This window comes from Leifsonia aquatica (genome assembly GCF_014190775.1).
GTDB lineage: Bacteria > Actinomycetota > Actinomycetes > Actinomycetales > Microbacteriaceae > Leifsonia > Leifsonia aquatica.
Map to the genome: position 1 here is coordinate 434,906 of NZ_JACHVP010000001.1, position 21,968 is coordinate 456,873.

Genomic DNA, 21,968 nt, shown 5'->3' on the forward strand with positions numbered 1-21,968 from the left:
GACGCCGTCCGGTCACGCCGCCGACCAGCCTCCGTCGCTCGCCAGGACGACGCCGTTGATGTTGACGCCGTCGTCGCTCAGCAGGAACGTGATGGAGGCGGCGAGCGCGTCGGCGCCGGCCGGATCGGGCATGACGGCCATGGCGGTCTGCACGCGGTCGGCGCCCAGCGGGGAGCCGAAGCTCGCTTCGATGTTCGTGATGGTCGGGCCGGGCGCGACCGCGTTGACGCGGATCCCGCTCGGACCGTACATGAACGCGCTGCTCTTCGTGAGGCCGACCACGGCGTGCTTGGACGCGGTGTAGGCGACCCCGGCCGCCGATCCGCGCAGGGCGGCCTCGGAGGCGGTGTTGACGATCGAGCCGGCCGCGGCGGCGAGCATGGCGGGCACCACCGCGCGCATGAGCTTCATCGTGCCGTCGACGTTCACCGCGAAGACGCGGCGCCACACCGCGTCCGTGAGCTCGTGCACCGGCGTCATGTCGTCCATGATCCCGGCGATGTTGGCGAGGCCGTCGATGCGGTCACCGGCGGCGCGGACGATCTCGGCGACGCCGGCGTCGTCCGTGATGTCGGCGGTGAGGGCCACGACGTCGGCGCCCGGGTGGTCGGCGACGAATTGGTCGAGCCGCTCCCGCGAGACGTCGACGGCGACGACGCGGCCGCCCTCGCGGGCGATGCGGGAGGCGGTGGCGCGGCCGATGCCGGAACCCGCGCCGGTCACGATCACGGTCTTGCCGTCGAAGCGGCCCGGGGTGATGCGCTCCGCCCACTCGGCGGGCTCCGGCGCGGAGGGGGCGGCCGGTTCGGACGGCGCTGCGGCCTCGGGCGAGGCAGCCTCCGCCGCTGCGGACGCGGCCGCCGAGTCGAGGGCGGCATCCACGGCGCCGTCGGCCGCATTGGCGCGGCGCACGAGGTCGTCGACCATCGCCTGCGAGAACTGCCCCTTGCTCAGCTTGATGAGGCGCTTGAGCGCGAGCCGGCTGACCGGACGCAGCACCTCCGGGCTCTGACCCGCCTCGGCGAGCAGCTCGCGGATGATCGGACCGCCGGTCGGGTGGTCCAGCCAGGTCTTGATGGAGTCGTCGGCGGAGAGCGGCTTGGGGGTCATGCGCTGGCTTCCTTGTCGGTCGTGCGGGCGGTGGAGGGGGAGGAGGCGGAGTCGACGAGGGCCGCGTGCCGTGCGGCGAGATACCCGAAGACGGCGGCGGGGCCGATGGTCGAGCCCGGACCGGGATAGGTGTGCCCCATCACGGACGCGGTCGTGTTGCCGGCGGCGTAGAGCCCGGGGATGGGGTCGCCGGCCTCGGTGAGCACCCGGGCGTGCTCGTCGGTGACGAGACCGCCCTTGGTGCCGAGGTCGCCGGGCACGAGCTTCACCGCGGTGAACGGCCCCTTCTCGATCGGTCCGAGGTTGGGGTTCGGCTTCACCCGCGGGTCGCTGTAGTAGCGGTCGTACGCCGTGCGGCCGCGGCCGAAGTCCTCATCGACGCCGGTGCGGGCGAACCCGTTGAAGCGCTCGACCGTGGCCAGGAACGTCTCCCGGTCGACACCCATCGCCTCGGCCAGCCCGTCGAGGGTGTCCGCCTTCACGGCGATCCCGTCGGCGAACAACTTCTTGCCGCCGACGAGCAGCGCGGAGAACATGTAGCGGCGGCGGTGCCGCGCATCCAGCACCAGCCACGACGGGTTCGCCGGGACGATCCCGTCGCGCGCGAGCAGATCGTGGCCGAAGTCGATGTAGCTCTCGGACTCGTTGAGGTAGCGCTGACCGGTCTGGTCGACCACGATGCTGAACGGATCGCTGCGCTCGTTGAGCACGAAGAGCGGCTGCGTGCCGGGCAGCGGCACCGACGCACCCCACCAGGCGTCGTCGAGATAATCGAGCGCGCCCCCGGCATCGCGGCCGAGCTCGATCGCGGTGCCGAGGTCGCCCTCCGCCGCCGAGCTGTAGCCCGGGATGCCCTGGTACTCCTGCCGCCAGGCGGTGTTGTTCGCGAAGCCGCCCGCGCCGAGCACGACGCCGCGACGGGCGTGGACGCGCACCGGCCCCTCGGGGGTGCCGAGCACCGCGCCGACCACCCGGCCGTCGTCGTCCTTCACCAGCTCCGTGACGGGGGAGGAGAGGCGCAGCTCGACGCCCTGCCGGCGCGCGATGTCGCCGAGGCTCAGCATGAGCGCGCCGCCCATCCCGACGAGCTTGCGGCCGGTCACCAGGCCGCCGAGTGTGCGGAAGACGAACGCGGCTCCCGCGACGAAGCCGGACGGCGTCGACCACGCGCGCGAGAGCAGGTACACGTCGCCGTTGCGCAGCGGCACCGGGATGGCGTCCCCGATCCGGGAGGTCGCGAGCCAGTCGCCGAGGCGGCGCGCGTTGAACGGCTTCACCTCGAGGGACCGGCCGATCTTCCCGCCCGGGCGGTCGGGGTAGTAGTCCGGATACTTCACGGCGGGGATCCACTGCACGCCGAGCCGCGAGAGCAGCTCGACCAGCGGCGTGACCGCGTCGACGAAGGCCTCGCGACGGACCGTCGACGAGGGGATGTCCGGATCGCCGATCGCCGCCTGCAGGTAGGTGAGCGCCTCGGCGCGGGAGTCCCGGATTCCGGCGCGCTTCATCACCGGATTGTCGGGGAGCCAGAGGCCTCCGCCCGAGCGCATCGTCGTCCCGCCCCAGCGCTCGGTGCTCTCGGCGACCAGCACGCTCAGGCCCAGATCGGCGGCCGTCACGGCCGCCGTCATGCCTGCCGCGCCGGACCCGGCGACGAGCACATCCACTTCACGATCCCATTGCACGGCCATGACGCCTCCAACCGGACTCCTGTGTCCGGTTGTACGCTAGCACCCGTGTCAGGTGAGGGGAAGAGCAACCGGGGGCCGAGCGCCGGGCCCGAGAACCGCCGCGCGCTCATCGCCGCCGCGCGGGAGATCTTCGCCACCGCCGGGTACAACGCGCCGCTGAACGCGGTGGCCAAGCGGGCCGGCGTCGGGCAGGGGAGTCTGTACCGGCACTTCCCGACGCGCACGGCGCTCGCCGTCGCCGTGTTCGACGAGAACATGACGGCGCTGGAGGCGATCGCCGCGCATCCCGACGCCACGCTCGACGTGCTGCTCGACCGCGTGGTCGAGCAGGCGCTCGTCTCCACCGCGTTCATCGACATGCTCAACGCCGACCAGCTCGGCGAGGGCACCGCGCAACTGGGTGCACGGCTCGAGGCCATCGTCTCGGCCCTGCTCGCCCGCGACCAGGAGGCCGGCCGCGTCGGCGAGCAGGTCGAACCGGCCGACGCGCTGCTCGCGATCGAGATGCTCGCCGACCTGCTCGCGCGCACCCCGGCGGAGCGGCGTGCGGCAACCGCCTCCCGTGCCCGCGCGCTCTTCGACGCCGCGTTCGCCTGACCACCGACCGCCGCTCGGTTGCACGGGTTCGCCTCCGCACGGCACGATGGGGCGCGGAGGTGATGACGATGTCTCGCCGTAGACCCCCGATGGCCGCGCGTCTCATCGCCGTCCCCTCCGCCGCCGAGCTGCTGACCGGCGCCGCGCCCGCGCCCGGGAGTCAGCCGTGGCTCCTCGTCGGGCTCGTCTTCTTCGGCGTGGCGGCTGTCGGGATGCTGGCCGCCGTCGGGATCAAGATGCGGCGCACCCCGAAGCCGCCGCAGCAGCGGCCGTCGGCACCCTCCGCGACGGCCGCGGATCGCCGGCCGGACGCCGAGCCGGGACCGAAGGCGGAACGGGACGAGGACGCGGGCGATCCGGATGGCGCATCGGACCCCGAGGATCCGGCCCACTAGTCAGCCGTCGATCGCGCGTCAGCCGTCGATCGCGTTGTAGCGGGAGAGCATCCCGGCGAACAGCACCAGCTCGTCCGCCGACCACCCGGTCAGCCGCTCGTCGAGGGCCGCGCGCACGCTGCCGGCCGCGCGGTCGAGCAGTTCGCGGCCCCGGTCGGTGACCACGAGTGCGTGACCGCGACCGGAGTCCGCGTCGGCGCCGGCGATCAGGCCGAACTCCGCGAGCGCGCCGAGCTGGCGCGAGACGGTCGAGCGGTTGAGCTGGAAGTGCCCTGCGATGTCGACGGCACGGCAGCCGGGGTTGGCGCGGATGAACGAGAGCAGCGACTGATCGACGAACGACAGGGTCTCATCCTCGCGTCGCACGCGTGCGGTCCCGCGGCGGGCGATCGTCGTCAGCTCCGACTGGATGCGCTCGACGGCGGCGCTCCTGTCAGCACTCTCAGGGTCTCGGGCGGCCATACCCCTCAGCATAGTCGTTGCATTGTGCAACAATTGGTGTTGCTCAATGCAACTCCGATCCGTAAAGGTGTCATGTCCAACCACCGCGTCGTCCCGATGACCGTCCCGCCCCGCCCGTCGTTCTGGCCGGCCGCCTCCTTCTGGAAGGCGCTCGGCACGCACCTGCTCATCCCGCTCTTCCTCGCGACGGGGATGGCGCTGGCCTACCTGGGCGCGTTCCACCAGCCGGAGCCGCACGACCTCCCGATCGCGATCGTCGGCGACACCCCCGCGGCCGAGGTCTTCGCGCAGAAGCTGAACGACGCCGCTCCGCAGAAGCTCGACGTCACCACGGTCACGGACGAGGCCGCCGCGCGCACCGCCGTCGCGCACCGGGACATCGCCGCCGCCTACGCGAGCGATGCAACGCACGCCACGATCATCGTCGCCTCCGCCGCCTCGGAGACCACGGCCTCCGCCGCCGAGAAGCTCCTCCTCCCGATCTCCTACCAGCAGCACCTGCCGGTGACCGTGGACGACGTGCGCCCCGTCGGCGCGCAGGACGGCACCGGGCAGGGCCTGTTCTTCCTCCTCGTCGCCCTGAGCGTCGGATCGTACGCGAGCGCCATCGCGGTCGCGGCCGTGACGGCCCGCATCGCGCTCGGCTGGCGGTTCGCTGTCGCCGCGGCCACATCCCTCGTCGTCGCGGGGATCGGCGTCGTCGTGGCCGGCCCGATCTACGGCGTGCTCTCCGGCAACGAGTGGAGCATCTGGCTCCTCGGCGCGCTGTACGTCTTCGGGATCGTGACCGTCGGGATCGGGTTGCATCCCATCCTCGGCAAGTGGACGACGCCCGCGCTCACGATGCTGTTCGTGATGCTCAACTTCACCAGTTCGGGCGGCATCTTCCAGGCCGTGCTCTCCCCGCCGCTCTTCGCGGGCCTCCACACGTTCTGGAACGGCGCCGCCTGGCTGGACGCCGCCCAGGCGCTCACCTACTTCCCGGGCGAGTCGTTCGGCTTCGCGGGTCTGCGCCTCGCGCTCTGGGCGACCGCCGGCATCCTCCTCATCGTGGTCACCCACGTCGTGAGCGCGCGGCGCCGCCAGCTCGCCGACGAGTCCCGCGTCGTGACTCCCGCCGAGGAGGAGGCGGTCGTCGCCGCGTAGCGCGCAGCCCCGCGCAGCGGCCCGCGAGACGGCGAACTGTTCGCCGTCTCGCGGGTTTTCGCGCGCATTCGTGCCGCCTCGGTCGCCCCCAGCGGGCTGACACCGGCGGCACGGGTGCCGTACCCTCTGTGCATGACGGAGACGTCCGTTCCGGGAGTACGCACCTTCGCCCAGGTGCTGGTGAACACGGCCGTGGCCAACGTCACGACGTCGTTCCTCTGGTTCGCGCTGACCTTCTGGGTCTACCTGGAGACGCGGTCGGTGCTCGCGACCGGCATCGTCGGCGGCGCCTACATGCTGCTCGTCGCGGTGTTCTCGATCCTGTTCGGGACGATCGTCGACCGGCACCGCAAGTACCAGGTGATGTTGTTCGCGGGCACGATCACGCTCGTCGCGTTCGCGGTGGCGGGCGCGCTCTATCTCGTCTTCCCCGAGTCGGCGCTCCTCGACCTGGGCGGTCCGATGTTCTGGATCTTCGCCGGCGTCATCCTGTTCGGGTCGGTGGTGGAGAACATGCGCAACATCGCCCTCTCGACCACCGTCACGCTGCTCGTGCCGGAGGAGCGGCACGCGAACGCGAACGGGCTGGTCGGAACGGTGCAGGGCGTGGCGTTCATCGTCACGAGCGTCTTCAGCGGGCTCGCGATCGGACTGCTCGGGATGGGGTGGACGCTGGTCATCGCCATCCTGCTGACCGCGGCGGCGCTCGCGCACCTGCTGTTCCTGCGGATCCCGGAGGAGCAGCCGCAGACCGAGTCGGGCGCCGCGCCGTCGATGGACCTGCGGGGGAGCATCGCGGCCATCCGGAGCGCGCCCGGACTCTTCGCGCTCATCATCTTCTCCACCTTCAACAACCTCATCGGCGGCGTCTACATGGCGCTCATGGACCCGTACGGGCTCGAGCTGTTCGCCGTCGAGTGGTGGGGCGTCGTGCTCGGGATCTCGTCCACCGGGTTCATCATCGGCGGCCTGCTGGTGGCGAGGTTCGGGCTGGGTCGCAACCCGATCCGGACGATGCTGCTGCTCGTCGCCCTGATGGGCGTGCTGGGCGCGCTCTTCACCATCCGGGAGTGGTGGCTGCTCTACGTGGCGGGCATCTGGCTGTACATGACCCTCATCCCGGCGGTGGAGGCGTCGGAGCAGACGGTGATCCAGAAGATCGTGCCGTTCGGCCGCCAGGGCCGCGTGTTCGGGTTCGCGCAGGCGTTCGAGTCCGCGGCCGCGCCGATCACGGCCTTCCTGATCGCCCCGCTCGCGCAGTTCCTGATCATCCCGTACATGGAGACGGGGGCGGGCGAGAGCACCTGGGGGTGGCTGCTGGGGGAGGGGAGCGCCCGCGGCATCGCGCTGGTGTTCCTGTTCTCGGGCCTCGCGATGGTGGTGCTCGCGCTGCTCGCCTTCACCACGAAGTCCTACCGCCTGCTGTCGGCCGAGTACCAGGGCGAGCGCGAGCCCGCCCCCGTCGGGCCGGCCTGATCGGCGGATCGGCCAGAGGAGACCCCATGACCACCAACCTCACCATCATCCAGCGCTCGCCCGATCCCGACGGCGGGGGCACGTCGCGGGACCGGCGCCCCACCGTCGCCGAGCGGTTCCGCGCGGCCGGCCGCAGCCGGATCGGCGCGGTCCTGCTCCTCGCCGCGACCGTCATCGCCATCGTCTGGGCGAACATCTCGTTCAGCGGCTACGAGGCGTTCTGGGAGACGCACCTCACGCTCGGCCTCGGCGACCTCCACCTCGACTTCACGCTGCACGCGCTCGTGAACGACGCGCTGATGGCGATCTTCTTCTTCACGGTCGGGCTGGAGGTGCGCCGCGAGTTCGCGATCGGCGAGCTCACGAGCTGGTCGCGCGCCGTCGTGCCGGTCGTGGCGGCGCTGTTCGGGCTGGCCGTCCCCGCACTGATCTTCGTGCTGTTCACGGCGTCGACCGGGCAGGCGCACGCGTGGGGGATCGTGATCTCGTCCGACACGGCCTTCCTGGTCGGTGCGCTGGCGCTGATCGGGCCGCACGCCACGGGGAGGCTGCGCGTCTTCCTGCTCGCCCTGGCGGTGGTCGACGACATCGGTGCGCTGAGCATCATCGCGCTCGTCTACACGAAGGACTTCACGCCGCTGCCGCTCATCGTCGCCGCGGTCGGGCTGGTGGGCGTCTACCTCACGCGGTATCTGCCCGCCGGGCGCGGCCCGGTGTACGCGACGCTCGCGATCGTGGTGTGGCTGTCGTTCCTCGCGTCGGGAGTCCATCCGACGCTCGCGGGCGTCGCGATCGCCCTGCTCATCCCGGTGTACCGGCCCGACAGGCGCGACGTGGAGCACGCCCTCGACCTCGCGCGGACCTTCCGCCAATCGCCGAACACCGAGTACGCGCGGGCGGCGGCGAACAGCCTCCGCGAATCCATCTCGATCAACGAGCGGCTGCAGTCGGCGTGGTCGCCCTATGTGGCGTACGTCGTGCTGCCGCTGTTCGCGCTCGCCAACGCCGGGGTGCGGCTGGACGGCGGCATCCTCGCCGGCGCGCTGGTCTCGCCGCTCGCGTGGGGTGTGGTCGCCGGTCTGGTCGTCGGCAAGTTCGTCGGCGTGTTCGGCTCGACGTTCGCGATGCGGCGGCTGCGGATCGGCGAGTTCGGTCCCGGGCTCACGGTCGACCGGCTCGCGGGAGGCGCGGCGCTGTGCGGCATCGGCTTCACCATCTCCCTCTTCATCGTCGACCTCGCCATCCCGGATGAGACCGCACAGAACGCCGCGCGCGTCGGGGTGCTCGCCGCGACCGTCATCTCGTTCGCGGTCGCGACCGTGATCTTCCGCATCTCCGACGCCCGGCGCCCGAAGGAGGAGGCGGGGCTGACCCTCGTGCGTCCCGTCGACCCGGCGCGCGACCACGTCTACGGCGACCCGGACGCGCCGTACACCCTCGTCGAGTACGGCGACTTCCAGTGCGGATTCTGCTTGAAGGCGACCGGATCGGTGGTGGAGGTGCGGGCCGAGCTCGGCGACAGCGTGCGGTACGTCTGGCGGCACGCCCCGCTCACGCGGTTCCACCCGAACGCCCTCGCGGCGGCGGAGGCGTCGGAGGCCGCCTCGCGCCAGGGGCAGTTCTTCGAGTTCGAGCGCAGCCTGTTCGCCGACCAGGAGCATCAGCTGCCGTCCGACATTCTGCGGCGGGCCGAGGAGCTCGGCCTCGACCTGGACCGCTTCGAAGCCGACCTGGCCTCGCCCGAGGTGACGGCCCGCGTCCGCGATGACATGCTCGACGCGGAGGCGATGGACATCACCGCCGTGCCGACCTTCTTCATCAACGGCCGCCGGCACATCGGCCCCTACGACGCTCAGACCTTGATCAAGGCGCTGCAGGAGACGGCGCCGACACCCGCACCCGCACCCGCACCCGCACCCGCTCGCAGGCGAGACGGCGAATAGTTCGCCGTCTCGCGCGTTTTCGTGTGAATTCGTGCCGCCTCGATGGGCGCGCTCGCGCTCAGCGGGTCAGGAGCTCGTCGGTGGTCAGGTCGGGCAGGACCACGCTCACCTGGGTGCCCCACGGGTCGGCGGCGACGATCGAGCGGCCGTCGTCGGCGAAGGGGATGCGGTGGTCGCGCAGCCGGGCGGCCAGGGCATCCAGCTCGGTGCGGGCCGGGACGGTGATCGCCACCTCCCCGAGCCCCAGGCTCGCGGCACGCGGGCCGGAGCCGGCGCTGTTCCACGTGTTCATCGCGATGTGGTGGTGGTAGCCGCCCGCGGAAGCGAAGAGGGCCCCGCGGAACTCGCTCAGCGTGGACTCGAAACCGAGCGCGTCGACGTAGAACGCGCGCGCCGTGGCGATGTCGCCGACTTGGAGGTGCACATGCCCGACGGTCCCGTTCAGCGCGGATCCGGCGTCCAGTACCTCCTGTGCCAGGTTCGCCTGCAGGTACGCATTGGGGTCGAGCCAGGTGGTGTCCATCTGGATCTGCCCGCGCTCGCGCCTCCAGGTCTCGCGGGGCCGGTCGGTGTAGAGCTCGACGCCGTTGCCCTCGGGGTCGGTGAAGTAGAACGCCTCCGAGACGAGGTGGTCGCTGGAGCCGACGAAACGGCTGCGCGGATCCTGCGCGGCGCGGTACACGGTCGCCGCGAGGTTCGCGGCGTCGGGGAAGAGGAACGCGTTGTGGAACAGCCCGGCCTGGCGCGGGTCGACCGCGGGGAGGTCGGGCGTGTGGATGAGCGACACCATCGGCACGCCGTTGCGGCCGAGCACGCGGTGCACCTCGCGGCCGCGCGCGTCGGCCTTCTCGTCGAGCGCCTCGAAGGCGAAGGCGGCGGAGTAGTACGACGACATCAGCTCCAGGTCGCCGACGCGGAGGGTGGGGGCCGCCATGTGCGTGGAGGCGTCGAGCAGCTGGTCGGTGGTCATCGTGAGTCCTCGGTCGAAACGGAATGGTGTCGCGTCAACCGATCATAGTTCCAAATGGTTGACGCTTCAACTAAACCGGGGAGGCGTCCGCATCATTCCCGGCGAGGGCCTCGGCGACCGCTTGCTCCACGCTGAGCTCACGGCCCTCCGCCATGGCCGCCTCCACCTCCGGCGCCGACGGACCGGCGAGCAGACGGTCGAGGTAGCGGCGGTGGAAGGTGAAGGTCGGCCCGTTGTGCGTGCCGCTGCGCTCCCGGAGCGCCTGCGCGGCACCGGCCAGCAGACCGGCCCGGGAGGCGTCGCCCGCCAGGGCGGCGACCGCGACCATCCCCTCCAGGCCGAACGCGATGCCCTCGCTGTGCCCGATGCCGGCGGAGACCGTGACGCTGCGGGCGAAGTCATGACGGGCCGCCTCCACATCGCCGCGGATGAGGTGCGTCCAGCCCAGGTGGTAGGAGGCGATCCGCTCCCCGACCGCGTCGCCGTCGCGCCGGGTGAGGGCGAGGCTACGCTCGAAATGGTCCTGCGCGGCGGTGATCTCCTGCTGGGCGAGAGCGATCCGCCCGAGCAGCACGTGCGCCATGGACTCGCCCCAGACGCTGCCCGTCGAGCGGAACAGCGCGAGGCTCGCCTCCATCACCTCCTGGGCGCGGGGGATGTCGGGGCGCTCGCCCGCCAGGAGCGCGAGCGCGAGGGAGATGCGCGCGAGACCCTCGCCGTCGGCGTCGCCCGCGCGGTGGAAGAGGTCGGCGCTCTCGGCGAGGGAGGCGGCGACGCGTCCGTCGGGATCCTTCCAGAACTCGATGGTCCCGGTGAAGTAGAGGGCGATGGCGCGGGTGCGATCGCTCAGCGGTTCGCCCGCGTCGAGGGCCTCCGCCATCCAGGTGCGCACCTCGCCGAGCAGACCCGTCACCCACCAGTAGAGGTAGAGGCTGAGCGCCAGGTGCGCGGCCCGATCCCAGTCGTGACGGTCGAGGAGGAAGCGCTCGGCGGTCCGCAGGTTGTCGCGCTCGTCGCCGAGGCGCTCCATCCACTCGTGCTGGCCGGCCCCCTTCAGCGGCTCCTGCGCGGCATCGCCGAGCGCGAGCAGGTACCGCGCGTGGGCGTCGCGCGCGGCGGTCAGCCCGCCGTCCCGCTCCAGCTGCTCCCGCGCGTACTCGCGCACGATCGCCTGCATCGAGAACCGCGGCCGCTCGTCGCCGTCGTGGCGGCCGACGAGGCTGCTGTCGACGAGGGCGGCGAGGTCGGAGAGCACGTCGGCGTCCTCCGCCCCGTCGCCATGGCCGAGCGCCTCGACGGCGTCGAGCGTGAACCCGCCCTCGAAGACGCCGAGGCGCGAGAGCAGGCGGCGCTGCCCGGGCTCGAGCAGCTGCGTGCTCCACTCGATGGTGCGACGGATGGTCTGCTGGCGCTCCGGGAGGTCGCGCGAGCCTCCCACGAGCACGCTCAGGCGGCGGTCGAGCCGGTCGAGCAGCTCGGCCGGTGAGAGCACGCGCACGCGGGCCGCGGCGAGCTCGATCGCCAGCGGCACGCCGTCGACGGCCTCGCACACTCCGACGACCGCCTCCGCGTTGTCCGCTGTCACCTCGAAGTCGCCCGCCACGGCGCGGGCGCGCTCGACGAACAGGCTCACCGCCGACTCGTCCTCCAGGGGTCCGACGTCGTAGCTGCGCTCCGCGCTCACGCGCAGCAGCGCGCGGCTGGTGACCAGCAGCGCCAGGCCCGGCGCCTCGGCGAGCAGCCGCATGAGGAGCGGGCCCGCGTCGAGCACCTGCTCGAAGTTGTCGAGGACCAGCAGGATGCGGCGGTCGTGCAGCGCGGTGATCAGCTGCTCCGCGATCGGCGCGTCTCCCGTGTCGTGCACGCCGAGCGCCTGCGCGATGCGATTCGGGACGCGCTCCGGATCGTGCACGGCGGACAGGTCGACGAAGACGGCGCCGTCGTCGAAGCCGGGCGCAGCGGCCCGCGCGACCGCGATCGCGAGCCGGCTCTTGCCGATCCCGCCCGCGCCGACGAGGGTGAGCAGCCGCGTGCCGGAAGCGAGCATCCCGCGCAGCGCCGCCACGTCGGCGTCGCGGCCGACGAGGGCGGTGAGGGGAGCCGGGAGGCGCACGGGCGTGAGCAGGCGTTCGGCGTCGAGGCGGGCGCTCCTCGCCGGGGCGGATGCGGCCATCCCGCGTTCGGAGTCCGCGTTCGACCGGGAACCGGACTCGCCGCCGACACCGTTCGCGACGGCGAGGACGAGGCGGCTCTGGTCGAAGCGCTCGGCGAGGAGGGTGGCGAGGTCGGCCTCCACCAGGCGCGCGAGCTCCTTCGGCGTCTCGAAGTACTTGTACGCGGCACGGTCGTCGTCGCGGATGCGGTCGAGCAGCGCGCGGAGCCGGGACTCCCGCTCCGGCGCCGGGCTCTTGATGTACAGCAGGCGCGGCAGGTCGGGCGGGCAGAGGTCGTACTCGTCCTCGAGGCCCGAGACCTGCTCCTCCGGCGCGACCCAGCCGTACCGCTCCCAGTACAGGCCGAGGAAGACGTCGCTCTGGTCGAGATAGGCGCGGTAGAGCTCGCGCGGAGGATGCGGGCGGGCGCCCAGCTCGAACATCACGGGGGCGAGGTGCAGGCGCTCGATGGCGTGCCGCGCCGCCCGCCGCTCGTCGGCCAGCTCCTGGAGGGTAGAGGAGACGAAGATGCGTAATCGCTGATCGGGCGTCCGGATTACATGAGACGTGCTCATGTCACGTCATTGTGCGGGGTCGCGGCGCGGTTGTACAGGGGGCGCGCAGCGGACGCCCGACGCACATTCGGCACGAATGTCGCGAAACGGCGGGCGTTTCACGACATTCGTGCCGAATGTGCGGGGGTGCGGGAGGCTACATGTCGCGGTAGCGCTTGGCCGCGGCGAGGGCCTCGCGCAGCCCGTCCGCGTCGAAGCGCGTGACGTAGCCGGGGGTGTCGCGCTGGATGCGCCATCCCTCCGCGAGCGGGCCGATGTCGACGGCGTCGAAGCCGAACTGGTCGATGAGCGCGGCGACGCGGTCGCGTGCCTCGGCATCGTCGCCGGCGACGACCAGGGCGCGGCGGCCGGGGGTCCCCGCGGCCTGGCCCTCGGTGGTGAGGGCGGCGGCGCCGATGTGGTTGAAGGCCTTCACGACCTTCGAGGTCGGCAGCACGGCCTGCAGGCGCTCGGCGACCGTGGTCGACTCGTCGTCGAGCTCCGGGATGTTGCCGTCGCGCTGCGGGTAGTAGTTGTCCGTGTCGATGACGATCTTGCCGGCGAGCTCGGCGACGGGGAGGGTCGCCTCGGCCGCGAGCGGCACGGTGACGACGACGAGGTCGCCGGCCGCAGCCGCCTCGGCGGGCGTCGCGGCGCGCGCCTGCGGTCCGAGCTCGGCGACGAGGTCGGAGAGCGTCTCGGGGCCGCGCGAGTTGCTCAGCACGACGCTGTAGCCGTGGGCGACCGCGAGGCGGGCGAGCTGGGAGCCGATGTGGCCGGAACCGATGAGTCCGATGGTTGTCATACTCGGGCGAACCGGTGCGGGCCGCGAGTCATTCCCGGATCCAGCGACCTCCCGAGCAGCTCCTCCCGAGCAGCGACGTCACGCGCAGAGGCCCACACCCGCCGAAGTCAGGACGACGGTGCGGTTCTGCGCCGCGACGGCGTCGGAGTACGCGCCGCTCGCATCCGTCTCGGCCCGCCAGCCGCACCAGTCGTGGCCGACGCCGGCGGTGGTGAGCTCGGCCGCGGGCACGCCGAGACCGACGAGAGCGGTCTTCACCGCCTCCGCCCGGCGCTGCGACAGGGCGAGGTCGGCGGTGTTGCTCGTCGCCTGGTCCTTGGAGGCCGTGCCGGTGATGGTGACGACCTGACCGTTCTGCTCGATGGCCGGGACCAGCGACGCGAGCGTCTGCTGCGCCGCGGGCGGGTCGGCGAACGTGGCCGTGTCCTTGGTGAAGCGCAGCTCGCTGTCGCGGATCACGACGGGGTGCGACCAGTCCGTCTTGGTGGCGACGGCCTCGACGGGCACCGGCGTCACCGCGGGCAGGCCGGTCGTCGCGCCACCCGAGGCCGGCTCGGGAAGCAGGGAGAGCGTGCCGCCCGCGGCCTTCACGACGGCGGTCCAGATGGCCTCCAGGTTGCTGCGGGCCGGGATGGTGAGCGGCTGCTGATCGCCCGCGGTGTCGCCCATCCCCGACCAGTAGACGGTGACGCCCTTCAGGTCGGTCGGCAGCAGGTTGCGGGAGGTCAGATCGGCGACGACCTGCGCCGGGTCGGCCGAGAGCAGGCCGCTGCCGGCGAAGTCGAGCGGGTCCGTGGTCTGGAGGCCGCTGCCGACGACGAGCACGCCCATCGGATCCTTCCCCAGGTTGCGGGCGGCCTGGTCGATCGCGCCGAGGAAGTCGACCTGCGGGTTCGCGGCCTTCAGTCCGTCGATGTACTGCGTGATCTGGGTGAGCTTGGTGCGCTGCTCGTTCTGGCACACGATCGCGTCCTGCGCGGTGGAGCCGATCAGCGTCGTCCCCATCACCTGCGGGGTGCCGGAGGGGATGACGACGGTGACGCTGCCGTTGCTCGCGCCGACGGCCTTCAGCTGGCTGGTGGCCGAGGCGGGCAGGGCGGTCGTCGGCGCGTTGGCGGTGCTCCCGGCGACGACGCCCAGGTTGCGCGGGGCGGACTGGTCGCACGCCTCGCCGGACGCGGTCGCCGATGAGCAGGCGGTGAGGCCGGCCGCGAGGGCGAGCACGCCGGCGACGGCGAGAGCGGTGCGGATGCGGGGGAGAGTGGGCACGAGTGCTCCTCGAGGTCAGGGCTGGGCGGGCCAGGCGGGGTGATCGGCCGGCGGGGTGGACGCGGCGTGCGCGCCCGGTCCGGCCTCGACCGCGGCGGTGCTGCGCCGGGCTTTGAGCTCGCGGATGATCTGGCTCGTGCTCTCGGGGTCGCGCTCGCGCTGGGCGAGGCGGACGCCGAGCTGCGCGCGCACCACGTCGACCCGGGAATGGAAGGTGACGCGGGCACCCGTGTAGCGGACGGCGTCGTGCGCGTCGAGCTGGTAGGCGAGGCGGGTCGCCTCGGCGGCGGCCACGGCCTCCCCGCGCAGCTTGTCGCGGTGGACGCGCAGCCGCTCGGCCTGCGCGTGCGCCTTCTCGGCCGCGGTGAGCAGCGGCTTGGTGGTCATCCAGGCGACCACGAAGCTGACGGCGCCGGAGGTGGCGAGCACGCCGAGCATGAGGAACGCCATGATCGTGTCGGGCGCGGTCCACGAGAACGTGGGCGCCGCGGGGGCGGTGTCCCCGCCGACGAGGCCGGTGAGGCCGCCGGACGCGGACGCGTCCATGCCCGCCTTGATCCGGGCGACGGTGATCGCGGCCAGGAGCGCCGCCCACACGAGGGAGAGGGCGACGGCGGCGGGGATCCATCCCCTCGCCATGACCCGCGACTGCACCCGGCGCAGGATGATCGCGACGGCGTGCGGGAGGGTCACCACAGCGAGCGAGATGCCCAGGGTGATGACGTACATCTGCAGGCCGATCGAGCCGTACTGGCTGTCGTTGCGCAGCAGCAGGGTGAGGGCCTGCGAGAGCAGGATGTAGTCCACCGCGAGCATCGCGACGAGCAGCACGTACACGAAGACGTGCGCGACGGGGGAGAGGTGCCCGACGGTCGGGCGGTGGCGGGGCGGGCGGGTGACGATGTCCCTGGCCATGGTCGTCCTTCCTGTCTCAGGCGTAGTTGTGGAGCTGGGGATCGCTCCCCAGCAGGCGGGCGTCGAGGCGCTGCGCGGCCTCGTCGGCGCGGAGGATCTCGGCCTCCGTGCGCTCGAGGGCGCTGCGGATGAGCTCCTCGCGCGCCTGCGCCTCGGCGACCCGGGCGGAGCACACCGCGATGTTGCGCGTGCGCTGGCGCTCGAGCTCGGCCGCGCCGGCGCGCTCGAAGGCGGCGAGCTCGTGCTCGAACACCTCCAGTGTCTCGACGTCGACCGCGTCGCGCAGCCTCCGCAGTCGCCAGAGCACGCGGCGCTTGAGCCGCGAGACGTTCGGGACGCGGTATTCGGTGAGCCGGTCACGCTTGGCCATCGGCGGTTCCCCCTTGCCAGTGTTCGAGTGCGTCGGTGCGCGTGGTCAGCCAGTCGGAGCGCCGCAGCTCGGGCGTCCCCTCCCGGCCGGGGTCGCGGTCGGCGGCGTCGCGGGGCAGTGCGGCGCGGTAGGCGCCCCAGTAGACCGCGATCTTCTCGTCGGACCGGTCGAAGTGCCGGGCGGCGCGCAGCCGGGCGGCGGTGAAGCGGGCGTGGATGAGCGCGGCGAGCTCCTCGGCGCGGCGGTGCCGGCGGGCGATGCGCCGTTCGAGGCGCCGCAGCTCGGCGTAGGCCGGGCCGTCGCCGACGGCGATGCGGGCGTGGTCGCGCTCCGCGGGCGGGAGCGCGTCGAGCCGGTCGTCGAAGGCGTCGAGATCGGTGCGCACGGCGGCCGTGAGGAGGCGGTGCTCCGTCAGCTCGCGGCGCACATGCCGGTGGAAGCGCTGCTCCTCGCGGCGGGCGTAAGCGTTGGCGCGGGCCTGGAGTGCCGCGACGGTGGGCGGCGCGCCGGCTTCGGGTGCGGGCGCGCCGCGCAGCGCCTCGGCATCCTGCCGTGCGCGTTCTTCCAGGCGGCGCCGGGTCAGCGGACCGACCCTGAGCGGCTGCGTCGTCATAAGGGGGGAGCGTAAGGAGCGGCTCTGGGGGAACCCCATGCGAAAGTCGAACGTTTCCTGAAAGTGACCGAACCGTGACCTCTGTGCCTTTACTCCTCAGACAAGCAGACAAGGCGACGCCACCATCCCGTAGACTCGGCGCATGCCCGTGCTCCGCGCCCCGCTCGCAGACCAGGCCGCCGACGCGCTCCTGGAGCGCATCCGTGCGGGTGAATGGGCCCTCGGCCAGAAGCTCCCGGGCGAGACGACGCTCGCGCCGCAGCTCGGGGTGGGCCGCTCCACCGTGCGGGAGGCGATCCGTCAGCTGGCGGGCCGCGGCGTGCTCCAGTCCCGGCAGGGGGCAGGCGTCTTCGTCACCGCGCTGGACGCCCCGGAGGACTGGGATGCGGTCCTGCGCCGAGCCTCCATCGTGTCGGTCATCGAGGCGCGCATCGCGATCGAGTCGGAGGCCGCCGCCCTGGCGGCCGAGCGCCGCACCCCGCAGGAGCTGCGCGCCCTGCGCCGCGCCCTCGACGCCCGCAGCCGGCTCGATCGCGGGCTCGAGGCCCACGTGGACGCCGACACCGCGTTCCACCGGGCGATCGTCGCCGCCGCCCACAACGACATCCTCGCCGAGCTGTTCGACGGCTTCGTCCCACGCTTGCGCCAGTCGATGGTCGAGATGCTGCGCCTGCGTCCGCTCTCGGACGAAGGGGCGGACCACGACGCCCACCGCGCCCTGCTCGACGCGATCGCCGACCGCGACGCCGTCGCCGCCTCCCGCCTCAGCCGCGACCACCTCACCTCGATGAAGGAGCGCCTCTCGTGACCACGCCCGCCGCCCCCGCCGTGCTCGAGCTGCGGGAGGTGACGTTCCGGCGCGACGGGACGCACATCCTCGACGGCATCGATCTGACCGTGCGGGCAGGCGAACACTGGGCGCTGCTGGGACCGAACGGGGCGGGCAAGAGCACGGTGCTCGGCTTCTGCGGCGCGCTCACCTTCCCGACCTCCGGTACCGTCGACGTGCTCGGCCGCCGGCTGGGGCGGGTGGAGCTGCAGGAGCTGCGCCGGCACATCGGGCACGTGAACCCGCGGCATCCGGTCCGCTCGCCGCTGACGGTCACCGAGGTCGTGCTCACCGGCCTCACCGGCACCCTGGAGCCCCCGATGCGGTGGGAGGCCACGGCCGAGCAGATCGCGCGGGCGCACGAGCTCCTCCACTCCGTCGGGCTGGATTCGCGCCGCGACGCCCGCTGGCCCACGCTCTCGCAGGGGGAGCGAGGCCGCACGCTGATCGCCCGCGCCCTCATCGCCGACCCGCAGCTCCTGCTCCTCGATGAGCCGACGACGGGGCTCGACGTCGCGGCGCGCGAACAACTGCTCGAGACGATCGACGGACTCGCGCACACGGCCCCCGAGCTCGCGTCGGTGCTCGTGACGCACCACCTGGAGGAGCTGCCCGAGACCACCACGCACGCGCTGTTGATCTCCCACGGACGCATCGTCGCGACCGGCGCGATCGAGCGGGCCGTCACGACCGAGACCGTCACCCGGGCGTTCGAGCACGCCATCCGCGTCGAGCGCGCGGACGGTCGCTGGAGCGCCCGGGCGGTGCGGGAGCGCGCGGCGGCCGGATAGGTCTCAGCCCGCGCGGCGCTCGGCGACGGCGCGCTCGACGTCCTCCTGCACCAGTTCCATGTTGAGCTGTGCGGCGGCGAAGGCCGCACTGGCCGCCGCCGCACCCACCTGCGCGAACGGGTCGGTGACGTTGCCCGCGGCCCAGACGCCGGGGACGGCGGTGCGGCCCGCCGGGTCGGCGGGCAGGTGCTCGCCCATGCCGGAGGGGTGCTCGGCGGTCGCGAGGCCGAGGCCGGCGGCGAAGGGGAGGCGGACCAGCGCCGCCGGGCCGATCGCGATCGTCGCGCGCGGCACGACGCTCCCGTCGGCCAGACGCAGCCCGGTGACCCGGCCGTCGGTGGACTCGACGGCCGTGACGGCCCCCTCCACCACGCGGATGTCGCGCGCCGCGAGCTGCTCGCTCTCGTCCGCGCTCGGTGCGGGGAAGCCGTTCGTGAACAGCACGACGTCGTCGCTCCACTGCCGGAACAGCTGGGCCTGGTGCACGGCGCGCGGCCCGAGCGCGAGCACGCCGATGGCGGTGTCGCGCACCTCCCAGCCGTGGCAGTAGGGGCAGTGGACGACGTCGTGGCCCCAGTGCTCGCGCACACCCGGGATGTCGGGGAGGTCGTCCACCAGGCCGGTCGCGATGAGCAGCCGGCGTGCGCGCAGCTCGTCGCCGTCCGCGGTCACGACGATGTCGTCGCCGTCGCGGCGGGCGTCGGTGACGGACGCCGCGCGGACCTCGCCGCCGTACCGCCGCACCTCCTCGCGCCCCACGGCCGTGAGCTCCGCCGGCGGAACGCCGTCGCGGGCGAAGAGGCCGTGCACCGCGGCGGCGGGGGCGTTGCGCGGCGCCCCGGCATCCAGCACCAGCACCGAGCGGCGGGCGCGGGCCAGCATGAGCCCGGCACTCAGGCCGGCGGCGCCGCCGCCGGCCATAATCACGTCGAATCCATCGTTCTGCATGTTCCGATCGTCGGCCCCCGCGTCTCCGCTGGCAAATATCCTTGCCGGAATGGCAAACTCAGACGATGAGCGACGACCTGGACAACGCCCTCGACGGCGTCGGCACGCGGCTCCGCGCCCTGCGGACCAAGCGCGACCTGACTCTCACCGACCTCTCCGAGACCACGGGTATCTCGATCAGCACCCTCTCCCGGCTCGAGTCGGGAACCCGGCGGCCGACGCTCGAACTGCTGCTCCCGCTCGCCCGGGCGCACGGGGTGACGCTCGACGACCTCGTCGATGCGCCGCCGACCGGCGACCCGCGCGTGCACCTGCGTCCGCAGCGGCTGCACGGCCGCACGGTGGTGCCCCTCACGCGCCGACCCGGCGGCATCCAGGCGTACAAGATGGTCATCCCGGCCGGCGCAAGCATCCCGCAGCCGGACCCGCGCACCCACGAGGGCTACGAGTGGCTCTTCGTGCTCAACGGCCGGCTGCGCCTCGTGCTCGCCGAGCACGACATCGTGCTCGAGCCGGGGCAGGCCGCCGAGTTCGACACCCGCGTACCGCACTGGTTCGACCGTGCGGACGCCGAGAGCGTCGAGTTCCTCAGCCTGTTCGGCAAGCAGGGGGAGCGGATGCACGTGCGCGCGCGGCCCGCGAGCGACACCGCGGACTAGGCTGTTCGTTCGTGCCCGACTACGCCATCGCCGACGACGGGGCGCGCATCGCCTTCGCCGAGCGGGGGACCGGCGTCCCCGTCCTCCTCATCGCCGGACAGGCGACCGGCATGCACGGCTGGGGTCCGTTCGCCGACGCACTGGCCGAGGACTTCCGCGTCATCGTCTTCGACCACCGGGGCATCGGCGCCAGCGACCTCGGCGAGGCGGGGCGCTACACGACGCGCGCGTTCGCCCAGGACGCCGTCGCCGTGCTCGACGCGGCCGGCGTCTCCGCCGCCCACGTGGTCGGTCATTCGATGGGCGGCCGCGTCGCCCAGTGGCTCGCCGCCGACGACCCAGAACGGGTGCGCCGGCTGGTGCTCATCGCGACGACGGCCAGCGACCGCTCGGGCGAGAAGCGCGACCCCGCCGTGATCGCCGATCTGCTCAGCGGCGACCGCGCCCGGATGACGCCGCTCTTCTTCGACGCGGACTGGGTGGTCGCGCATCCCGAGACCGTCGACGCGTTCTTCACCCGCACCGCCACCCGGGAGGCGCTGCGCGGCCACTTCGCCGCGAGCCGCGACCACGACGCGCGGGAGGCGCTGGCCGGCATCCGCGCCGAGACGCTCGTGCTCCACGGCGATCACGACGCGTTGACCCCGCTCGCACAGGCACGGCCCCTCGCCGAGGCGATCCCGCACGCGACCTTGCGCGCCTTCGACGCGGGCCACGGCCTGCACCTCGACACCCCGGAGGTGCTGACAGCCGTGCGCGAGTTCCTGCTCCCCGTGCCGCCGCCGCGGGCGACCGTCAGGCCGCGACCGTGAACCGTCCGTCGCGGGCGGCCGCCACGAACCCGGCGTAGTCCTCCTCGGCCTGATCGGCGTACGCCGACGACCAACGGGCAACGGCGCGCGGGAAGCTGTCGCCCGTGCCGAGGTATCCGGAGACGAAGGCCGCTTTGGGAGACCGGGCGTGCGCGCGGGCGAGCACGACGGCGCAGATGCGCGCGTAGTCCCGGAACTGCACCGAGTTCATCGCCGGGATCTCGAACGACGCGTTGCGGTTGCGGAACAGCCGCAGGTAGAAGGTGAAGCCGCTCTCCTTCAGGAACCCGAGGAACGGGTCGGAGACGGCTTGCAGGATGCGCTGGCAGGCGACCACACGGTAGCCCTGCTGCTCGGGGAACAGCGCCGGGTCGAGGTAGCCTGGCAGCGGCGTGACGCCCCCGAACTGCTCCACGACGGACGAGCCGGCCTCCTTCAGCTGCAGGATGAGCGTCTCCTCGGCCGGGCCGCGCAGCGCCAGGATGAAGCACCGCGTTCCGACGCTGCCGACACCGACCACGCGACGCGCCACATCCAGCAGCCGGTACTGGGAGAGCAGGAGGGCGACGTTCGGCGGGACGGTCTCGCGGTAGCGGTGGAAGGCCGCGTCGGCGAGCGCCCGAATCTCGGGCTCGGCGCGCTGCAGCACCGGCGGCCGGTCGACGAAGCGCAGACCGCCGTCGCCGTCGTCCTCCAGCGCCCGCCGGGCGACGCGCTGGCTGGTGCGCTTGCCGGACGCGAGCGCGACCTCCTGGATCATCCGCACCGTGTCCGGGTGCAGCCGACGGCGGCGTTCGTTGACGGACGTGGGCCGGAAGTAGCGCTCGCGCAGCGTGCGCTTCAGGGTGCGGGCGAGCCAGTCGCGATAGCTCGCCGCCGCCTCCTCGGCGATGCCGATGAGCTCCTGCTCCGGCGCGCCGAGCGAACGCCCGGCGACGATCACGCTGCAGAGCAGGCGCTTGACGTCCCACTCCCACGGGCCGACGGTCGCCTCGTCGAAGTCGTTGATGTCGAACACCATCGCGTTCTCGGGGGAGCGGAACATGCCGAAGTTCGACAGGTGCGCGTCGCCGCAGACGACCACTTCCGCGCCGGTGGTCGGGCCGGCGGCCAGGTCGGCCGACTGGATGGCCGCCGTGCCGCGGTAGAACGAGAACGCGTCCGTGCCCATCCGCTCCACGCGCAGGTCGACGAGCTGCTGCAGACGCGCCTCGTGCTGGGTGGCGAGGATGCCGAGCGGATCGCGGCCCGGCGACGGCGAGTACTCGGCGTGCGCCGAGCGCGGGATCGTCTCACGCATCGCGCGTCCGGCGGCCGCGAGCTCCGCCTCGTCGAGCGGCGTCTCGGCCCGCAGGCCCACGGTGTCGATGTCCATGCTGCACCCTCCTCGCGTCGTGGCGAGACGCCTGCAGGCGTCGGGATGCGCTCGCGGGCGCGCTCAGCCTAGTGCCGGCACGGCC

At 72.8% G+C, this 21,968-nt stretch carries 20 protein-coding genes and 1 pseudogene; 9 read left to right on the forward strand and 12 right to left on the reverse strand.

What is annotated here, in order from left to right:
• Window positions 1-12: 12 nt before the first annotated feature.
• A complete protein-coding gene (locus FHX33_RS02000; protein ID WP_183428100.1) occupies window positions 13-1,110 on the reverse strand; it encodes an SDR family NAD(P)-dependent oxidoreductase in 1,098 nt (365 codons plus the stop codon).
• Entirely contained in the window at window positions 1,107-2,801 is a 1,695-nt protein-coding gene (locus FHX33_RS02005; RefSeq protein ID WP_021762594.1) for an FAD-dependent oxidoreductase, read from the reverse strand. Before FHX33_RS02005 ends, FHX33_RS02000 begins: the two co-directional genes overlap by 4 nt.
• 45 nt (window positions 2,802-2,846) lie before the next feature.
• Between FHX33_RS02005 and FHX33_RS02010 the strand changes: the two genes are divergently transcribed.
• Window positions 2,847-3,398 (forward strand): TetR/AcrR family transcriptional regulator, encoded by a 552-nt coding sequence (locus tag FHX33_RS02010; RefSeq protein ID WP_021762595.1) that lies wholly within the window; start codon window positions 2,847-2,849, stop codon window positions 3,396-3,398.
• 68 nt (window positions 3,399-3,466) lie between these two features.
• The gene (locus FHX33_RS02015; protein WP_183428101.1) at window positions 3,467-3,793 is read left to right on the forward strand and encodes a hypothetical protein; all 327 of its coding nucleotides are present in this window, start codon (window positions 3,467-3,469) and stop codon (window positions 3,791-3,793) included.
• Window positions 3,794-3,811: 18 nt separating this feature from the next.
• Here FHX33_RS02015 and FHX33_RS02020 read toward each other — a convergent pair whose 3' ends face one another.
• Complete coding sequence (locus tag FHX33_RS02020; RefSeq protein ID WP_051337062.1) at window positions 3,812-4,255, reverse strand: MarR family winged helix-turn-helix transcriptional regulator; 444 nt, start codon at window positions 4,253-4,255, stop codon at window positions 3,812-3,814.
• 72 nt (window positions 4,256-4,327) lie between these two features.
• Between FHX33_RS02020 and FHX33_RS02025 the strand changes: the two genes are divergently transcribed.
• From FHX33_RS02025 to nhaA, 3 genes are all read left to right on the forward strand, one after another.
• The gene (locus FHX33_RS02025) at window positions 4,328-5,401 is read left to right on the forward strand and encodes a hypothetical protein (protein ID WP_021765207.1); all 1,074 of its coding nucleotides are present in this window, start codon (window positions 4,328-4,330) and stop codon (window positions 5,399-5,401) included.
• A gap of 132 nt (window positions 5,402-5,533) precedes the next feature.
• Complete coding sequence (locus FHX33_RS02030; protein WP_021765206.1) at window positions 5,534-6,877, forward strand: MFS transporter; 1,344 nt, start codon at window positions 5,534-5,536, stop codon at window positions 6,875-6,877.
• Window positions 6,878-6,903: 26 nt separating this feature from the next.
• The gene (gene nhaA, locus FHX33_RS02035) at window positions 6,904-8,820 is read left to right on the forward strand and encodes a Na+/H+ antiporter NhaA (RefSeq protein WP_021765205.1); all 1,917 of its coding nucleotides are present in this window, start codon (window positions 6,904-6,906) and stop codon (window positions 8,818-8,820) included.
• A 58-nt stretch (window positions 8,821-8,878) separates the two neighbouring features.
• Here nhaA and FHX33_RS02040 read toward each other — a convergent pair whose 3' ends face one another.
• The 7 genes and pseudogenes from FHX33_RS02040 to FHX33_RS02070 all read right to left on the reverse strand — a co-directional run bounded on the left by FHX33_RS02040 (window position 8,879) and on the right by FHX33_RS02070 (window position 16,469).
• The gene (locus tag FHX33_RS02040) at window positions 8,879-9,790 is read right to left on the reverse strand and encodes a VOC family protein (protein WP_021765204.1); all 912 of its coding nucleotides are present in this window, start codon (window positions 9,788-9,790) and stop codon (window positions 8,879-8,881) included.
• Between the two features lie 70 nt (window positions 9,791-9,860).
• On the reverse strand, window positions 9,861-12,518 hold the full coding sequence (locus FHX33_RS02045) for a DUF4062 domain-containing protein (protein ID WP_183428102.1): 2,658 nt from the start codon (window positions 12,516-12,518) through the stop codon (window positions 9,861-9,863).
• Between the two features lie 136 nt (window positions 12,519-12,654).
• Window positions 12,655-13,311: pseudogene (locus tag FHX33_RS02050) on the reverse strand (NADPH-dependent F420 reductase); the annotation flags it as partial.
• Between the two features lie 69 nt (window positions 13,312-13,380).
• A complete protein-coding gene (locus FHX33_RS22050) occupies window positions 13,381-14,571 on the reverse strand; it encodes an OmpA family protein (protein WP_021764170.1) in 1,191 nt (396 codons plus the stop codon).
• A 15-nt stretch (window positions 14,572-14,586) separates the two neighbouring features.
• The gene (locus tag FHX33_RS02060; protein WP_183428104.1) at window positions 14,587-15,486 is read right to left on the reverse strand and encodes a hypothetical protein; all 900 of its coding nucleotides are present in this window, start codon (window positions 15,484-15,486) and stop codon (window positions 14,587-14,589) included.
• Between the two features lie 16 nt (window positions 15,487-15,502).
• A complete protein-coding gene (locus tag FHX33_RS02065) occupies window positions 15,503-15,856 on the reverse strand; it encodes a hypothetical protein (protein WP_021758112.1) in 354 nt (117 codons plus the stop codon).
• Window positions 15,843-16,469, reverse strand: coding sequence for a hypothetical protein (locus FHX33_RS02070; RefSeq protein ID WP_183428105.1), 627 nt, complete (start codon window positions 16,467-16,469; stop codon window positions 15,843-15,845). The genes FHX33_RS02065 and FHX33_RS02070 overlap by 14 nt, the downstream gene beginning before the upstream one ends.
• 142 nt (window positions 16,470-16,611) lie before the next feature.
• Between FHX33_RS02070 and FHX33_RS02075 the strand changes: the two genes are divergently transcribed.
• The gene (locus FHX33_RS02075; RefSeq protein WP_183428106.1) at window positions 16,612-17,277 is read left to right on the forward strand and encodes a FadR/GntR family transcriptional regulator; all 666 of its coding nucleotides are present in this window, start codon (window positions 16,612-16,614) and stop codon (window positions 17,275-17,277) included.
• Window positions 17,274-18,089 (forward strand): ABC transporter ATP-binding protein, encoded by an 816-nt coding sequence (locus FHX33_RS02080; RefSeq protein ID WP_021764646.1) that lies wholly within the window; start codon window positions 17,274-17,276, stop codon window positions 18,087-18,089. The genes FHX33_RS02075 and FHX33_RS02080 overlap by 4 nt, the downstream gene beginning before the upstream one ends.
• A gap of 3 nt (window positions 18,090-18,092) precedes the next feature.
• Here the strand turns inward: FHX33_RS02080 and FHX33_RS02085 are convergent, their stop codons facing one another.
• On the reverse strand, window positions 18,093-19,037 hold the full coding sequence (locus FHX33_RS02085) for an NAD(P)/FAD-dependent oxidoreductase (RefSeq protein ID WP_183428107.1): 945 nt from the start codon (window positions 19,035-19,037) through the stop codon (window positions 18,093-18,095).
• A 65-nt stretch (window positions 19,038-19,102) separates the two neighbouring features.
• On the opposite strand from FHX33_RS02085, the gene FHX33_RS02090 reads away from it, so the two are divergent.
• Window positions 19,103-19,696: a helix-turn-helix domain-containing protein gene (locus FHX33_RS02090; protein WP_021764276.1), complete on the forward strand. Its 594-nt coding sequence runs from the start codon at window positions 19,103-19,105 to the stop codon at window positions 19,694-19,696.
• 11 nt (window positions 19,697-19,707) lie between these two features.
• Entirely contained in the window at window positions 19,708-20,508 is an 801-nt protein-coding gene (locus FHX33_RS02095; protein ID WP_183428108.1) for an alpha/beta fold hydrolase, read from the forward strand.
• On the opposite strand, the gene FHX33_RS02100 is transcribed toward FHX33_RS02095, so the two are convergent.
• Window positions 20,492-21,883 (reverse strand): DUF2252 domain-containing protein, encoded by a 1,392-nt coding sequence (locus tag FHX33_RS02100; RefSeq protein WP_183428109.1) that lies wholly within the window; start codon window positions 21,881-21,883, stop codon window positions 20,492-20,494. The genes FHX33_RS02095 and FHX33_RS02100 overlap by 17 nt on opposite strands.
• Window positions 21,884-21,968 lie beyond the last annotated feature (85 nt).

Coding starts and splice junctions, on each gene's coding strand:
- FHX33_RS02000 (WP_183428100.1), bottom strand. CDS start 1,110: ATGACCCCCAAGCCGCTCTCCGCCGACGACTCCATCAAGACCTGGCTG.
- FHX33_RS02005 (WP_021762594.1), bottom strand. CDS start 2,801: ATGGCCGTGCAATGGGATCGTGAAGTGGATGTGCTCGTCGCCGGGTCC.
- FHX33_RS02015 (WP_183428101.1), top strand. CDS start 3,467: ATGTCTCGCCGTAGACCCCCGATGGCCGCGCGTCTCATCGCCGTCCCC.
- FHX33_RS02020 (WP_051337062.1), bottom strand. CDS start 4,255: ATGGCCGCCCGAGACCCTGAGAGTGCTGACAGGAGCGCCGCCGTCGAG.
- FHX33_RS02025 (WP_021765207.1), top strand. CDS start 4,328: ATGTCCAACCACCGCGTCGTCCCGATGACCGTCCCGCCCCGCCCGTCG.
- FHX33_RS02030 (WP_021765206.1), top strand. CDS start 5,534: ATGACGGAGACGTCCGTTCCGGGAGTACGCACCTTCGCCCAGGTGCTG.
- nhaA (WP_021765205.1), top strand. CDS start 6,904: ATGACCACCAACCTCACCATCATCCAGCGCTCGCCCGATCCCGACGGC.
- FHX33_RS02040 (WP_021765204.1), bottom strand. CDS start 9,790: ATGACCACCGACCAGCTGCTCGACGCCTCCACGCACATGGCGGCCCCC.
- FHX33_RS02045 (WP_183428102.1), bottom strand. CDS start 12,518: ATGAGCACGTCTCATGTAATCCGGACGCCCGATCAGCGATTACGCATC.
- FHX33_RS02060 (WP_183428104.1), bottom strand. CDS start 15,486: ATGGCCAGGGACATCGTCACCCGCCCGCCCCGCCACCGCCCGACCGTC.
- FHX33_RS02065 (WP_021758112.1), bottom strand. CDS start 15,856: ATGGCCAAGCGTGACCGGCTCACCGAATACCGCGTCCCGAACGTCTCG.
- FHX33_RS02070 (WP_183428105.1), bottom strand. CDS start 16,469: ATGACGACGCAGCCGCTCAGGGTCGGTCCGCTGACCCGGCGCCGCCTG.
- FHX33_RS02075 (WP_183428106.1), top strand. CDS start 16,612: ATGCCCGTGCTCCGCGCCCCGCTCGCAGACCAGGCCGCCGACGCGCTC.
- FHX33_RS02085 (WP_183428107.1), bottom strand. CDS start 19,037: ATGCAGAACGATGGATTCGACGTGATTATGGCCGGCGGCGGCGCCGCC.
- FHX33_RS02090 (WP_021764276.1), top strand. CDS start 19,103: ATGAGCGACGACCTGGACAACGCCCTCGACGGCGTCGGCACGCGGCTC.
- FHX33_RS02100 (WP_183428109.1), bottom strand. CDS start 21,883: ATGGACATCGACACCGTGGGCCTGCGGGCCGAGACGCCGCTCGACGAG.